Below are 13,541 nucleotides of genomic sequence, written 5' to 3' on the forward strand. Positions count from 1 at the left end.
AGACATTTACTGACTAAAAGGCTTTACTTTTGTGCTTTGCAAACCGAGCAGGTTAAGCAAAACCCCTGTCAATCAACATCTTGGGCACTGTCTCGTTATCAGATTTAGCAGGATTCACTGAGACAAAGGAACAAAAACCAAGGACCCTCTTAACAAATGGAAAGAGATGCGGGCAAAGACCAGCACTATCGGCCAAACCCGGAAGCATATAGGCAGGTCACAGCGCAAAACCGACCGCGCTCGACTTAATGTTGCCACCTCAGCAGAGACTAAACCGGTTAAGAAAGTACCCCCGTTCGCCCCATAGTGCTTTCTTTATAATCACTTTCAGAGCAGCCCGCCCTACCAGCGAAAAGTCACTCAAGAGCGGTATCCAAGAACACCGACTCATCTCGATGCTGAGGCAAAACCTTATCAACATAGCTCTGCGTCGCTTCCGCCAAAGGCACATCCGCCTGGCGGTTTTCCGCCATGTACCAGCGGTGTTCCAAAATCTCGTGAAAAATCTGCGCAGCCTGCAACTTATTCCGCAAATCACCAGGCACCGCGGAAATTGTTGCCTCAAACTCCTCGATGAGCCACTTATGAGCCACCTGCTCCAGCGGGGCATCCTCCAACCCCTGTGACAGCCGGAATGTCTGCATACTGTTGAGCATGCGACGTGCCTGCTGCTCCCCCACATCCAAGCCAGTCAACCGCATCAACTGCCGATGATGATGCCCTGCATCAACCACGCGCGGACGGAAAATAACCTTATTATCCTCGCTGGTCAGCTTCAGTTCACCGACATCAAATCCCAGCTCATTGAGCCGACGAATGCGTTCATCTACCTTCCACGCTTCGGCAAGCCCAATGGCCTCCTCCCCTGTCAGCTCCTCCCACAGGCTCACGTACCTCCGCTCAATGCGAGTCCCGATATCAATCACATCAAGTCCAGAGTCTAAAAATCCCCCGGCCTGGAGATCCATCAACTCTCCGATGATATTGGTACGCGCAACGTCTACGTCGTAAAGCCGGCGACTTGTCGAGAGCTTTGTCTGCAGATCCCCTGTCTCCGCGTCCACGAGATACGCGGAAAAAGCATCGGCGTCGCGCCGGAAGAGCGTGTTCGACAACGACACATCGCCCCAATAAAAGCCCTGCAAATGCAGGCGCACGAGCAGGACGGCGAGGGAATCAATAAGCCTGACGACGGTCTCAGGCGTGACCTGCTGCGAAAACATTGCCCGATACGGCAATGAATACTCCAAATGCTCGGTCACCAGTGCGGCTGTTAGCGACTCCCCCTCATCGTCTTTGCGACCGGTGATGACGGCAAGCGGGCGTACTGCGGGAACACCAAGACTGCCGAGCTCGCGGAGCATTTGGTACTCATGATGGGCCGTGTACTCACCAATCTCTTTGACTGCAATGACGCGGTCATCGAGATTGACAAAGCGCACAACGTGACGCGAGATGCCCTGCGGCAGAGCTGCCAGCTACTTCATGGGCCACTGCTCCAGCGGCAGATGCCACGGCAATTGAAGAAGCTGTGAAGCCACAGTGGTTGCAGCAATTTTCATGCTTCTCGCCATTGTTTGACCTCCAATTGCCGTGAGGGTTGGCCCTTTCCCCGCACTCTAGCTGGGCAGACGCAGCCCAGTGGACTTTGCAAACAGGTGCAGCTTACCCGGCAAAACCTTTGCATACACGGTGGAACCCAGCTTCGGTGCCGTGCGCGGAGCGGTACGGATGACCACCTGGCCGTGCTCTTCCTCATCCGGATTAGATGCGGAACCGGAGCTCAAGGCGCCACCGCCGACCAAGTCGCCGTACATGTAAGCATCCGAGCCCAGTTCCTCGACCAAGTTAATCTTCACCGGGATGACGTCGTCCCCAGGACCGTCGACAAGCTCGAGGGCCTCTGGCCGGAAGCCGATGATGACCTTGTTGTTGTCCTCCGGCGACATCGCGTCGAGTGCAGCCTGCGGCATCTTAATTCGGGCCTCGCCGAGCGCGGCGTAGCCATTGGCGACATCGAAGGTGCCCAGGTTCATAGCCGGCGAGCCGATGAAGCCCGCGACGAACTCATTAGCCGGGGTCTCATACAGTTCTTCCGGGGTACCCACCTGCTGGAGCACACCGAAATTGATGACCGCAATGCGGTCGCCCATGGTCAGGGCCTCCGTCTGATCGTGGGTGACATACATCGTGGTCACACCCATTTCACGCTGCATTTTCGCGATTTGGGTACGAGTTTGCACACGCAGCTTGGCATCCAAGTTCGACAGTGGCTCATCCATGAGGAATACCTGCGGCTTACGCACAATTGCGCGGCCCATTGCCACACGCTGGCGCTGACCACCGGACAGGGCCTTTGGCTTGCGATCCAGGAACTGCGTCAGGTCCAGAGTCTTTGCAGCCTCTTCAACGCGGCGGTTGATCTCTTCCTTGTCAACGCCTGCGATCTTCAGTGCAAAGCCCATGTTTTCCCGCACGGTCATGTGTGGGTACAGAGCGTAGTTCTGGAAGACCATGGCGATGTCACGATCTTTTGGTGACACGTTGGTCACATCTCGATCGCCAATAAAAATCTTGCCCTCGTTGACCTCTTCCAAGCCGGCCAGCATACGCAGCGTGGTGGACTTACCACAGCCGGAAGGGCCGACCAGAACCAGGAACTCACCGTCTGCAATCTCGAGATTGAACTTATCTACAGACGGCTTCGTGGCCCCTGGGTAGATACGAGTGGCATTAGAAAATGTCACGGTAGCCATGTGAAATTACACCTTTCATCGGCAGGTACGTGCCGAACGATCCGAGTGAAAGATAGGCGCAGGAAATGCTGCGTATCCGCTACCGAATTCTACTCTTAATCCAGCAAGCTGGTTACCAGCTCCGCAATCTTCGAGCGCTCCGAGCGCTTCAGCGTGATATGTGCGAAAAGCTCATGCCCTTTGAGCTTTTCAATTACTGCCTGAACGCCGTCGTGCCTGCCCACTCGCAGGTTGTCACGCTGCGCCACATCGTGGGTGAGAATCACGCGCGAATTCGTGCCGAGCCGCGACAGCACAGTCAGCAGCACATTGCGCTCCAACGACTGCGCCTCATCGACAATGACAAAGCTGTCATGCAGACTTCGACCGCGGATATGCGTCAGTGGCAGGACCTCCAGCATGTCGCGGGAAGCGATTTCATCCATCACGTTGTCGGAGACCAACCCTTCCAACGTGTCATAGACAGCCTGTGCCCAGGGGTTCATCTTCTCATCCTCACTACCGGGCAGGTAGCCGAGGTTTTGCCCGCCGACAGCGTAGAGCGGACGGAACACGACAATCCGGCGGTGCTGACCACGCTCCAACACCGACTCCAGGCCGGCGCACAGAGCAAGCGCCGACTTACCAGTACCGGCGCGCCCACCGAGAGAGACAATCCCCACCGACTCATCCAGCAGCAGATCAAGGGCGACGCGCTGCTCTGCCGAACGCCCCTTCAGGCCGAACGCCTCCGCATCGCCTCGCACAAGCTTGACGACGCCCGGAGCGCTCACTCGGCCCAGCGCAGATTGGCTACCAGAGCTGAGCTGCACCCCACAGTGCAGTGGCTGATCTTGAACCTGTTCGAGCTCCAGGAAACCATTGGCAAATAGACGGTCAATCTCCTCCGGATCGACGTCTACTTCCACCATCCCGGAATACCCAGTCAGGACAACGTCTTGCGCGCGGTAATCGTCGGCAGGCAAGCCGACCGCACCGGCTTTGACGCGAAGCGGGATGTCCTTGGTGACCAGCACGACATCGTGCCCGTCATGCTGGAGGTTGAGTGCACATGCGAGGATTCGGTGGTCGTTTTCGTCGTTGCGGAAGCCGGCTGGGAGGATCGATGGATCGGAGTGGTTGAGCTCAATATGCAAAAGCCCGCCAACATCATTGGCGGGCACAGGCCGGTCCAAGTGGCCATGGCGGTAGCGCAGTTCTTCCAGGAAACGGAGCGCTTCCCGAGCGAACCACCCCAGTTCCGGATGGTGGCGCTTGGCCTCCAACTCACTCACCACCACCAGCGGAAGCACGACTTGGTGCTCATCGAACTTCTTTATGGCGTGGGGATCGGACAGCAGGACCGATGTATCAAGCACGTAGGTACGCATGCCCTCAGGCTAAGAGCCAGAGGTAGAAATTACGTGGTTGTGAGATGAATGCTTGGTTATCAAAGTGCTTACAAACGGTTACAGGCTCTAAGCCTCAAGTTGAACCTAATCATTACGACGCACCTGGCGACCCAGCAGCTTACGACGCAACGGATCCACAGCAAAAGTCACAGCACCAACCGCCACCACGGCCGCGACATAACCGACTGCCACAACAACAGAGCGGCCACTAAAGATGACACCATCAACACTAGAGCCGAACATGACCACGCCCAAAAATGCGCCGAGGAGGAAACCAAGAATGCTGGTAGCGAGCATCGGGAAAAATGTCTGTTTAAAAGCGACTGTGCGGTGGAAAGCAATGGGCGTACCAATGTAATCCAGCGCCTTCGTCAGCGATGCCTCCTCATAAACTGCGGACGCCTGAGTCAAAACCGTGGATACCAGCAGGAGAATGAATCCAATCACAAACGTGATAAAGACACCCACCGTAATATCACTGACAAGAGTGTTGTCCGAATACATTTCAATCTGTTCTGCTGTCGGCATCAGCAAAGTGAAGCCGAGCAAGAATGATAGAAATGTCATCGCACTGACTCGCCGCCACGTTTCCTTGGCATTTGCTGCAACTCGTCGAGTGGCCACAAAATCACTCGGCGCACCAAAGATGCTGGACATACGTGCAATTGTCTGAATCAAAAATGGCGCTACCAGGCCAATGGCCATCACCATTAGGTACATCATTGCTGCAATACCGAGGGTGCCGCCGATAGTCTCATTCACAATATTGGTGTTGGAAATTGCGAAATAGACACCGATACCAATTGCGATTGCCACAATTGCACGCCACCATTTAGCTGACTCGGGATTTTCTCGTCGGGCGACACCCAACGGAGAAATCATCACTCTGGTCAGGCCAAGAACCGCAGCAATGAGCGCGAGGAGAATGACAGCTCCCCAGACCAGCGGATATCCCCACCAGGGCAACAGCATGTCCCACGTATCCAGGTATTCATTGTTGAACTTCACCATCGCCCAAAACGGCGCGGTAGCAATGGACAACAGTGTCCCCAGCACAATGCCAATTGCGGCAAGCACGAGAGTCTCGATAATGACCATGCGAGCAACAGCCCCGTTGGACAAGCCAAGCAAACGCAATGTGGCCAATCGTCGCTCGCGCCCGGCGGCACCGAGCACCGCCGACTGAGCTACTAGCGACACCATCGCCGGAATCACAAAGACACAGGCAACCAGCGCTAACTGCAGGTACATCTCCCCTGGCCCCTGATTCATATAATCCTCAGAAGTCGGGTTCGGCGGCAGTGGCGGTTCAGCCTGCATACGTCGGTAAAACATCATCGTGCCACCGACAACTACAAGTGCCAACCAGGTACTGACTGTCATGGCTATGACCGACAGCGTTGACAGCCAGCCATTTCCTGAGCCACTGTCTCGCCCGGCGCGCTGGAGTCTCGTGCTGAGGTCCACAAGTGCACTGGTCGGAATTCGCCGTAGGTTCACCGATTGTTTCGCGGTGGTCACTTGTTTGCCTCCGTTCCAGACAGCAGGCGGTCATCGTGGATGAGGCCGTCGCGAATTTCAACGCGCCGACGACACCAGGCAGCCACCTTTACATCGTGAGTGACCATGACCAACGTGGTGCCAGCCTGTTCCACCACTGCGGTCATCTGTTGCATGACCTCATGGCCGGTCGCTTGATCCAACGCGCCGGTTGGCTCATCGGCAAAGATCACATCCGGCTCCCCTGCCATCGCGCGGGCAATGGCCACGCGCTGCGCTTGGCCGCCCGACATCTCGCCGGGGCGACGACGTGTCAAATCCTTCAGGCCAAGGCGGCTCAGCACATCGTCGGCAAGCGATAATGACTTTGAGCGTTTCTTTCCCTGCAGGATCATTGGTAATGCGACGTTTTCCCTGGCAGTGAGCTCGGGCAGGAGCTGGCCGTCCTGGAAGACGAAGCCGAAGTGATTCAGGCGGAGGGCGGAGCGATCGGCGTCGGAAAGCTTATCGACGCGCGTGCTCCCCAAAAGCACCTCGCCGTCATCAGGCGGGAGCACGCCCGACATGCAGTGCAGCAGCGTGGACTTACCCGAGCCGGACGGCCCCATCACAGCGACGGTCTCACCGGCTTCGATATTCAACGAAATGCCAGTCAGAACAGGTGCGGAATTGTAGGACTTGGTGATGTCACGAATGCGGAGTCGTGCATTTTCGCTGTTGTTCTCTCTCATGACTCTCATTTCACTCGTCCGAGCGCTTTTTCAACACAGTGTCGACATTGCTCTTGTGGTAGTGCTAGCACTACCTTTGCCGCGAAATAGTGCCGTGCCATCGTTGCTTTTCTACCATGGGAAACTATGGGGATGAAGGACAATTTCCGCAAGGCTATGGCGGCCGTGATGGGGCGTCAAAAGGCACAGGATTACAGTTACGAGGAATCTGCCGCCGCTCGCATCGCTGAACTTACCGCTTCACGACGCACAATTGCCGAAGCCTTCGAAATTGAACGTCGCCGAATTGAAAATGACCTCCACGACGGAGCACAACAATACATTGTTGCGGCGTCGATGAAATTGGGACTGGCGGAGTTAGAGGCCGCCGACATAAATAACGAGGAATTGCTGCGGTTATTGGCAGAAACCCGCCAGCATCTCGACGATGGCTTACGTGCTTTACGACGGACTGTTCACGGTATCCACCCGCAGGTTTTACGTGACCGCGGTCTCCAGGAGGCAGTGGAGGAAATCGCGGAAGGATACGGTCCGCATGTGGTTGTGCACACGCCATATCCATTGCCGGAATTGAATGAAAGCGTCCTGGCGTCAGCATATTTTTTCTGTGCTGAAGTATTGACCAATGCGGCCAAATATGCACCGAATGCCCCGGTTTCAGTGCTTCTTACATCCGATCAGACATTAAATATTTCAATTACTGACCAGGGACTCGGCGGCGCTGTTTTGGGCCGCGGGCTAAAAGGGATGAAAGAACGATTAGCGGCATTTGACGGCGAAATGACGCTGCACTCCCCTGTCGGCGGCCCGACCCAGGTCGTGGCGCGCATTCCTTTGTTACTTAATCGCGGAGAATCGGGAATCGGTGATTAGAGATGAAAATTGTCATTGCGGATGACTCAGCACTCCTCCGGGAAGGGGTCGCGGGGATCGTCGAAAAGCGTGGGCATGACGTCATTTCCAAGGTTGACACTGCCCACGGCCTGGTGGCGGACATTGATGATCGTTTCGATGCCACCGGCGAGCTGCCTGATGTGGTGATTACAGACGTACGCATGCCTCCGAAAATGAGCGATGACGGGCTGCGCGCGGCCGTGGAATTGCGGGAGCGCTATCCGCAGCTCAATGTGATGGTGCTGTCGCAGTATGTGGCGCCGGCGTATGCGCGGGAGCTGTTTTCGCGAGACCGCGCGGATGGCGCCGAGGCTGGCGGTGGCACCGGGTATTTACTGAAAGATCGCATTGGTCAGGTGCTGGACTTTCTGGGGTCTTTGGAAGTTGTGGCCGGCGGTGGCGTGGTCATTGACCCGGAGGTCGCGACGGCGTTGATGCAGTCGGGCAAGTCTGGGCTTGCGAGCCTGACTGCTCGTGAGCGCGAAGTCCTGGAGCTGATGGCGCGAGGTAAATCGAATTCCCAGATTGCCGATGAGCTGGTGCTTTCCGGTGCGGCGGTGGCGAAGCACGTGTCCAATATTTTTGTGAAACTCCACCTTGAGCCCGGCGAGGAAAACCGCCGCGTGCGCGCAATTTTGGAGTTTCTCACTGCGACGACGGGGCAGATTTAGGGAATTAGACCGCCCTACCTTTAGTTACAAAAAGAGCATAGACAGTGATGCGAATCACAGACTATCGTTGAAGGAACTTATTGTTCACACAACGAAAGGACTCGTCGACATGGCTGTCTATGCGAATCCCGGCACCTCAGACTCAATTTTCACGTACAAAGAGCAGTACGAAAACTTCATCGGCGGCACCTGGACCCCACCGGTCGACGGCCAGTACATGGAAAACCGCACACCAATCACGGGCGAAGTCTTTTGCCGCGTCCCACGCTCAAACGAGAAGGACATCGAGCTCGCTCTCGATGCCGCACACCGAGCAAAGGATGCGTGGGCGAAGGTTCCTACCGCTGAGCGTGGCACAATTCTGCTCCGCATCGCGGATCGCCTCGAGGAAAATCTAGAGAAAATTGCCGTCGCCGAAACCTGGGAAAACGGCAAGGCCATCCGCGAAACGCTCGCCGCCGATATTCCGCTGGCGATTGACCACTTCCGCTATTTCGCAGGAGTCGTCCGCACTCAGGAAGGGCGGATTTCACAAATCGACGACAACACTGTGGCCTACCACTTTCATGAACCACTCGGTGTCGTCGGGCAAATCATTCCGTGGAACTTCCCGTTGCTCATGGCCGCATGGAAAATTGCCCCTGCCCTCGCTGCCGGCAATTGCATCGTCCTGAAGCCGGCCGAGCAGACACCGGCATCGATTCTCATGCTCGTCGAGCTAATCGCCGATTTGCTTCCCGACGGTGTACTGAACATCGTCAACGGTCTTGGAACGGAAGCCGGTGCTGCCTTGACCGCAAGTAACCGTATCTCCAAGATCGCATTTACTGGCTCAACTGCTGTTGGCCAGGTTATTAATAAGGCGGTATCGGACAAGATTATTCCGGTCACCCTCGAGCTCGGCGGCAAGTCACCGTCAATCTTCTTCCCCGACGTGATGGACACTAATGATGCGTTCCGTGAAAAGTGCATCGAAGGCCTGGCGATGTTCGCCCTCAATCAGGGCGAGGTGTGCACATGCCCATCACGCGCACTGGTTCATGAGGATATTGCCGATGAATTCTTAAAGCTCGCAGTTGATCGAGTAAAGAAAATTCGTACCGGCAATCCATTGGACACATCGGTGCAAATGGGCGCACAGTCTTCGCAGGAACAGATGGATAAAATCACCGGCTATCTGGCCTCGGGCCCGAAGGAGGGCGCAGAGGTGTTGACAGGCGGAAATGTTGCCAATATCGACGGCCTTGAGGGTGGGTACTACATTGAGCCGACTATCTTCAAGGGCGATAACTCGATGCGCTTCTTCCAGGAGGAAATCTTCGGCCCAGTGTTGGCTGTGACCACTTTCAAGACATTGGATGAAGCCCTCGATATCGCCAATGACACGATCTACGGTTTGGGCGCTGGCGTCTGGAGCCGCAACCAGAACAATGCTTACCGCGCTGCCCGGGGCATTCAGGCCGGTCGCGTGTGGGTGAATAACTACCACAGCTACCCAGCTCACGCAGCATTTGGTGGCTACAAGCAGTCTGGCATTGGCCGCGAAAATCACCTCATGATGCTCGATCATTACCAGGAGACAAAGTGCATGCTCGTCTCTTATGACGAAAATCCGACCGGACTGTTCTAATTTCCTGGTGTTGGGTACTTAAATACCAGTGCGTTAACAGTCAAATATGAGCTTCCCACCAGGTGCCTCGGAATAGTTGCCCGCGGAGTGTCGTTGCGATAACCGTAACGACACTTACGCTTCATCGGAAGGTGAAAAATGACAAAGGTACTCATGGTCGTCAGCGGTTCTGCTCACTGGACTCTCAACGATGGCACGAAGCACCCAACCGGTTTTTGGGCCGAGGAGCTCATTACTCCGCACGACATTTTTGAAGATGCCGGCTTCGACGTTGATTTCGCCACCCCGGGTGGTGTCCGCCCGACTCTTGATGAAAACAGCATGAAAGTCACCAGTGGTGTCATGCCGAACGCTGCAAAGGCCATGCGCAAGCGTCTGAAGGAGCTCGACGAGGAGCTCTCACACCCGCTAGCTCTGGCTGATGTCAACCCGGATGATTACGACATTGTCTTCTACCCTGGCGGCCACGGACCGATGGAGGACCTGGCTCAGGACAAAACTTCGGGCAGCATTCTCAATACCTTCCTGACCAGCGATAAGATTGTCGGCGTGCTCTGCCACTCCCCAGCCTCTCTGCTGGCCACGGTTGATGAGAACGGTAAATCGCCTTTCTCTGGTCGCAAGGTCACCAGCTTCTCCACCCGCGAAGAGAAGCTGCAGTCCTTCGGTCGTAAGGCCAAGTGGTTCCTGGAGGAGGAGCTCGAGCGCATGGGCATGGACTACTCCAAGGGCCTGCCGTTTACCTCGCACGTTGTCGTCGACGGCAACCTGTACTCTGGCCAGAACCCGCAGTCGTCCAAGAAGCTGGCTGAGACCATTGTTGAGGCCGTCAAGGGCAAGTAAGTGTTTAATCAAGAAGATTTCTATATCTCCAGCGACCTGCATCTAGGCCATCCGCTGGTCTCTGAGCTCCGTGGTTTCAAGACCACGGACGAACATGATGAGATCATTCTCCGCCAGCTCCACGACCTGCCAAACGGCTCTACCTTTATCTGTCTTGGCGATATTTCGGTTCACAAAGATGCCTACGCGCTGGAAAAGCTGGCTGAGGTCAAGGCCGCCCGCAACCTCACCATGATTCTGACTCCGGGAAACCACGATCAGATTCACCCCAAGTTCCAGCCTGCAGTGCAGATGGAATGGATAAGCGCCTATCAAAGTGTCTTCGACCTCATCAGCCTGAATCTCCAAATCAAGCGCGGCAAAAACGCCTACCTGTTCAATCACTACCCCGCGCTCATGGATCGGACCGCGTCCAAGAACGCCGTCCGCTGGGCTCCGCATGCCAATCGCTGGACTGGCATCGTCCACGGCCACACGCATTCGCCCGTGGCACTCATGCCGGGCCACGTCAATGTCGCCCCAGAGGCTCACGACCTGCACATTATTCACAGTTCGAAACTCTGGGACCTGATGGATCAGGCCTAAGCTTTACGACGGCTCCAGCGCCCCAGCCTGTTTGCGTCACTTGCGCTCTAGGAGGGGAAACCCACAGCCCCCCCTAGAGGCACCCAGGTACTGGCTAGTCCGGGCTACCCTGCGCCAGACCACCTATTCCCTCGCCAGACCACTTATGGCTGAAAAGTGACCTATGGCTCAAATGTGTACATATGGTCGCGTATACTGAGCCAAACGTTAGTGTCGAGCCATACGTCATTTTCAAGCCACATGTGGTGAGCTACTGCGCTGCAACAATGGCCTCGCCCCCACACACATAGCAATAGCGGGCGATACAGTGCATATCCCAATTCGGCACTCGAGCTAAGATGCTAAGATGCCAAGATACAAAAAACCAGGCCAGAGAAATCTCTCTGACCTGGTACTTTGGCTCCTCCAGCTGGACTCGAACCAGCAACCCTTCGATTAACAGTCGAATGCTCTGCCATTGAGCTATGGAGGAATATCCACCGCCTAAGAGCGACTCAACCGAACCCCGGCTGCGCCGTTCCCCTGCGACGGATAGATACTTTACCCAGACCCCCTGAAAGTCACAAATCGCCAGGTCAAAGGTGAATTTAGACATCTTCTACCCATGCTTCATGACATGACTGTGAGTTCATCGGCCCCGCAGTCCACCCAACCGCCTACAAGCACACACAGGCCCACAATTGAAAACCTTTTCCATCATGCAGTTATGTAGCAGCCTTTCTACGATGGGGCATATGTCTGAGCAAAATGAGCAAGCTGAGCGAACCGAAAACACTGCAGCTGAGAACACAGCACGCATCGTGCGCGGCGTCATCGCCCGCGAAAAGGGCGCGCCTGTAGAGCTAGCCGAAATCCACATTCCTACCCCGGGCCCAAACGATGTCATCGTTGACATCCAAGCCTGCGGTGTCTGCCACACCGACCTGGCTTACCGTGACGGCGACATCACCGACGAGTACCCGTTCTTCCTCGGCCACGAGGCCGCAGGCGTGGTCTCCGAGGTCGGCGAGGATGTCACACACGTTGCCGTCGGCGATTTCGTCATCCTCAACTGGCGCGCCGTCTGCGGCGAATGCCGCGCCTGCAAGCGCGGTGAACCGCAGTACTGCTTTAGCACCTTCAACGCCTCCAAGCCGATGACGCTTGCCGACGGCACCGTCCTCACCCCAGCCCTGGGAATCGGCGCATTTGCGGATGCCACCCTTGTCCACGAGGGACAGTGCACCAAGGTCGATAAGGATGCGGACCCAGCCGTGGCCGGCCTGCTCGGCTGCGGTGTCATGGCGGGCATTGGTGCGGCCATCAACACCGGTGACGTCAAACGCGGTGAGTCTGTGGCTGTTATCGGCTGCGGCGGCGTTGGCACCGCAGCCATTGCCGGAGCCAAGCTGGCTGGCGCAAGCACGATTATCGCTATTGATATCTCGGATGAGAAGCTGGAAACCGCGAAGAAGTTCGGCGCAACCGAGACCATTAACTCCGCGGAGCTGGCGAAGACCGATAAGAGCACCGGTGAAGCCGATCCCGTCGTCAAGCGTGTGCGTGAGCTGACCGGTGGCTTCGGCGCGGACGTTGTGATTGAGGCGGTCGGCCGTCCGGAGACCTACAAGCAGGCGTTTTACGCGCGTGACCTGGCTGGTCGCGTGGTGCTGGTCGGTGTGCCGGCCCCGACGATGCAGTTGGATATTCCGCTGGCAGATGTCTTTAGCCGTGGCGGTGCGCTGAAGTCCTCCTGGTACGGCGATTGCCTGCCAGAGAGTGACTTCCCAATGCTGGTGGACCTGTATTTGCAGGATCGCCTGCCGCTGGCAGATTTTGTCTCTGAGCGCATCGGTATTGAGGACGTGGATGAGGCCTTCGAGACGATGAAGGCCGGTAAGGTTCTGCGATCGGTGGTGACGCTGTGAACAAGGAATTGAGGGTTGACCACGTTGTCACGTCTGGCACGTTTTCGCTGGACGGTGGCACGTGGGATGTCGACAACAATGTGTGGGTGCTCGGTGATGACCGCGAGGTCATTGTCATCGATGCCGCCCATGAGGCGCAGCCAATTATCGATGCCGTAGATGGCCGCAAGGTCAAGGCAATCGTATGCACGCACGCGCACAATGACCACATCACGGTGGCACCTGAGCTGCAGGAAAAGCTCGATGCTCCCCTGCTGGTACATCCGGGTGACCAGATGCTGTGGGAGCAGTCCTGGCCGGATTTGGCACATGAGGACCTCGCGCATGGGCAACGGCTGGAGATTGCGGGCACGGAGGTTGTCATTATCAATACGCCGGGCCACTCCCCTGGTTCGTGCTGTCTGTACGTCCCGGAGGCCGCAGAGCTGTTCTCCGGTGACACGCTGTTTTCCGGCGGACCGGGAGCAACGGGGCGATCCTACTCGGACTTCGACACGATTATTAACTCCATCCGCGACAATCTGCTGACTCTGCCTGCGGAAACCACTGTGCGCACCGGTCATGGTGACCACACCACAATCGGCCGCGAGGCTCCGCACTTGGAGGAGTGGATCCGCCGCGGCTACTAGCCTG

Annotated in this window: 11 protein-coding genes, 1 tRNA gene and 1 pseudogene; 7 read left to right on the forward strand and 6 right to left on the reverse strand. The window is 56.5% G+C overall.

Annotation, left to right across the window (positions count from 1 at the left end):
• Positions 1–356 precede the first annotated feature (356 nt).
• From Q4E11_RS04060 to Q4E11_RS04080, 5 genes and pseudogenes are all read right to left on the reverse strand, one after another.
• Positions 357–1,574 (reverse strand): annotated as a pseudogene (locus tag Q4E11_RS04060) (DUF4032 domain-containing protein).
• 45 nt (positions 1,575–1,619) lie between these two features.
• Positions 1,620–2,756, reverse strand: coding sequence for an ABC transporter ATP-binding protein (locus Q4E11_RS04065; RefSeq protein ID WP_303163881.1), 1,137 nt, complete (start codon positions 2,754–2,756; stop codon positions 1,620–1,622).
• A 95-nt stretch (positions 2,757–2,851) separates the two neighbouring features.
• On the reverse strand, positions 2,852–4,126 hold the full coding sequence (locus Q4E11_RS04070) for a PhoH family protein (protein ID WP_303163883.1): 1,275 nt from the start codon (positions 4,124–4,126) through the stop codon (positions 2,852–2,854).
• Positions 4,127–4,231: 105 nt separating this feature from the next.
• A complete protein-coding gene (locus Q4E11_RS04075) occupies positions 4,232–5,530 on the reverse strand; it encodes an FtsX-like permease family protein (RefSeq protein ID WP_303163885.1) in 1,299 nt (432 codons plus the stop codon).
• Positions 5,531–5,664: 134 nt separating this feature from the next.
• Positions 5,665–6,378, reverse strand: a complete 714-nt coding sequence (locus tag Q4E11_RS04080) for an ABC transporter ATP-binding protein (protein WP_303163887.1) — start codon at positions 6,376–6,378, stop codon at positions 5,665–5,667.
• Between the two features lie 126 nt (positions 6,379–6,504).
• Here Q4E11_RS04080 and Q4E11_RS04085 point away from each other — a divergent pair, with 126 nt between their 5' ends.
• From Q4E11_RS04085 to Q4E11_RS04105, 5 genes are all read left to right on the forward strand, one after another.
• The gene (locus tag Q4E11_RS04085; RefSeq protein WP_303163889.1) at positions 6,505–7,251 is read left to right on the forward strand and encodes a sensor histidine kinase; all 747 of its coding nucleotides are present in this window, start codon (positions 6,505–6,507) and stop codon (positions 7,249–7,251) included.
• 2 nt (positions 7,252–7,253) lie between these two features.
• Positions 7,254–7,943, forward strand: coding sequence for a response regulator transcription factor (locus Q4E11_RS04090; RefSeq protein WP_303163890.1), 690 nt, complete (start codon positions 7,254–7,256; stop codon positions 7,941–7,943).
• Between the two features lie 109 nt (positions 7,944–8,052).
• Positions 8,053–9,573, forward strand: coding sequence for an aldehyde dehydrogenase family protein (locus tag Q4E11_RS04095; protein ID WP_303163891.1), 1,521 nt, complete (start codon positions 8,053–8,055; stop codon positions 9,571–9,573).
• 138 nt (positions 9,574–9,711) lie between these two features.
• Positions 9,712–10,416: a type 1 glutamine amidotransferase domain-containing protein gene (locus Q4E11_RS04100; protein WP_303163892.1), complete on the forward strand. Its 705-nt coding sequence runs from the start codon at positions 9,712–9,714 to the stop codon at positions 10,414–10,416.
• The gene (locus Q4E11_RS04105; protein WP_303163893.1) at positions 10,417–11,001 is read left to right on the forward strand and encodes a metallophosphoesterase; all 585 of its coding nucleotides are present in this window, start codon (positions 10,417–10,419) and stop codon (positions 10,999–11,001) included.
• Positions 11,002–11,398: 397 nt separating this feature from the next.
• Here the strand turns inward: Q4E11_RS04105 and Q4E11_RS04110 are convergent.
• Positions 11,399–11,473, reverse strand: a tRNA-Asn gene (locus Q4E11_RS04110).
• A gap of 262 nt (positions 11,474–11,735) precedes the next feature.
• Between Q4E11_RS04110 and Q4E11_RS04115 the strand changes: the two genes are divergently transcribed.
• A complete protein-coding gene (locus tag Q4E11_RS04115; RefSeq protein WP_303163894.1) occupies positions 11,736–12,908 on the forward strand; it encodes an S-(hydroxymethyl)mycothiol dehydrogenase in 1,173 nt (390 codons plus the stop codon).
• Positions 12,905–13,537 carry an MBL fold metallo-hydrolase gene (locus Q4E11_RS04120; protein WP_303163896.1) on the forward strand — a complete coding sequence of 211 codons (633 nt, stop codon included), beginning with the start codon at positions 12,905–12,907 and terminating at the stop codon, positions 13,535–13,537. Before Q4E11_RS04115 ends, Q4E11_RS04120 begins: the two co-directional genes overlap by 4 nt.
• The last annotated feature ends 4 nt before the right edge of the window (positions 13,538–13,541 follow it).

This window comes from Corynebacterium sp. (assembly GCF_030532195.1).
Classification (GTDB): domain Bacteria; phylum Actinomycetota; class Actinomycetes; order Mycobacteriales; family Mycobacteriaceae; genus Corynebacterium.

What these genes read in the sequence shown, in the direction of transcription:
- Q4E11_RS04065 (WP_303163881.1), bottom strand. Translation starts at nt 2,756, where the DNA reads ATGGCTACCGTGACATTTTCTAATGCCACTCGTATCTACCCAGGGGCC.
- Q4E11_RS04070 (WP_303163883.1), bottom strand. Translation starts at nt 4,126, where the DNA reads ATGCGTACCTACGTGCTTGATACATCGGTCCTGCTGTCCGATCCCCAC.
- Q4E11_RS04075 (WP_303163885.1), bottom strand. Translation starts at nt 5,530, where the DNA reads ATGACAGTCAGTACCTGGTTGGCACTTGTAGTTGTCGGTGGCACGATG.
- Q4E11_RS04080 (WP_303163887.1), bottom strand. Translation starts at nt 6,378, where the DNA reads ATGAGAGAGAACAACAGCGAAAATGCACGACTCCGCATTCGTGACATC.
- Q4E11_RS04085 (WP_303163889.1), top strand. Translation starts at nt 6,505, where the DNA reads ATGGGGATGAAGGACAATTTCCGCAAGGCTATGGCGGCCGTGATGGGG.
- Q4E11_RS04090 (WP_303163890.1), top strand. Translation starts at nt 7,254, where the DNA reads ATGAAAATTGTCATTGCGGATGACTCAGCACTCCTCCGGGAAGGGGTC.
- Q4E11_RS04095 (WP_303163891.1), top strand. Translation starts at nt 8,053, where the DNA reads ATGGCTGTCTATGCGAATCCCGGCACCTCAGACTCAATTTTCACGTAC.
- Q4E11_RS04100 (WP_303163892.1), top strand. Translation starts at nt 9,712, where the DNA reads ATGACAAAGGTACTCATGGTCGTCAGCGGTTCTGCTCACTGGACTCTC.
- Q4E11_RS04115 (WP_303163894.1), top strand. Translation starts at nt 11,736, where the DNA reads ATGTCTGAGCAAAATGAGCAAGCTGAGCGAACCGAAAACACTGCAGCT.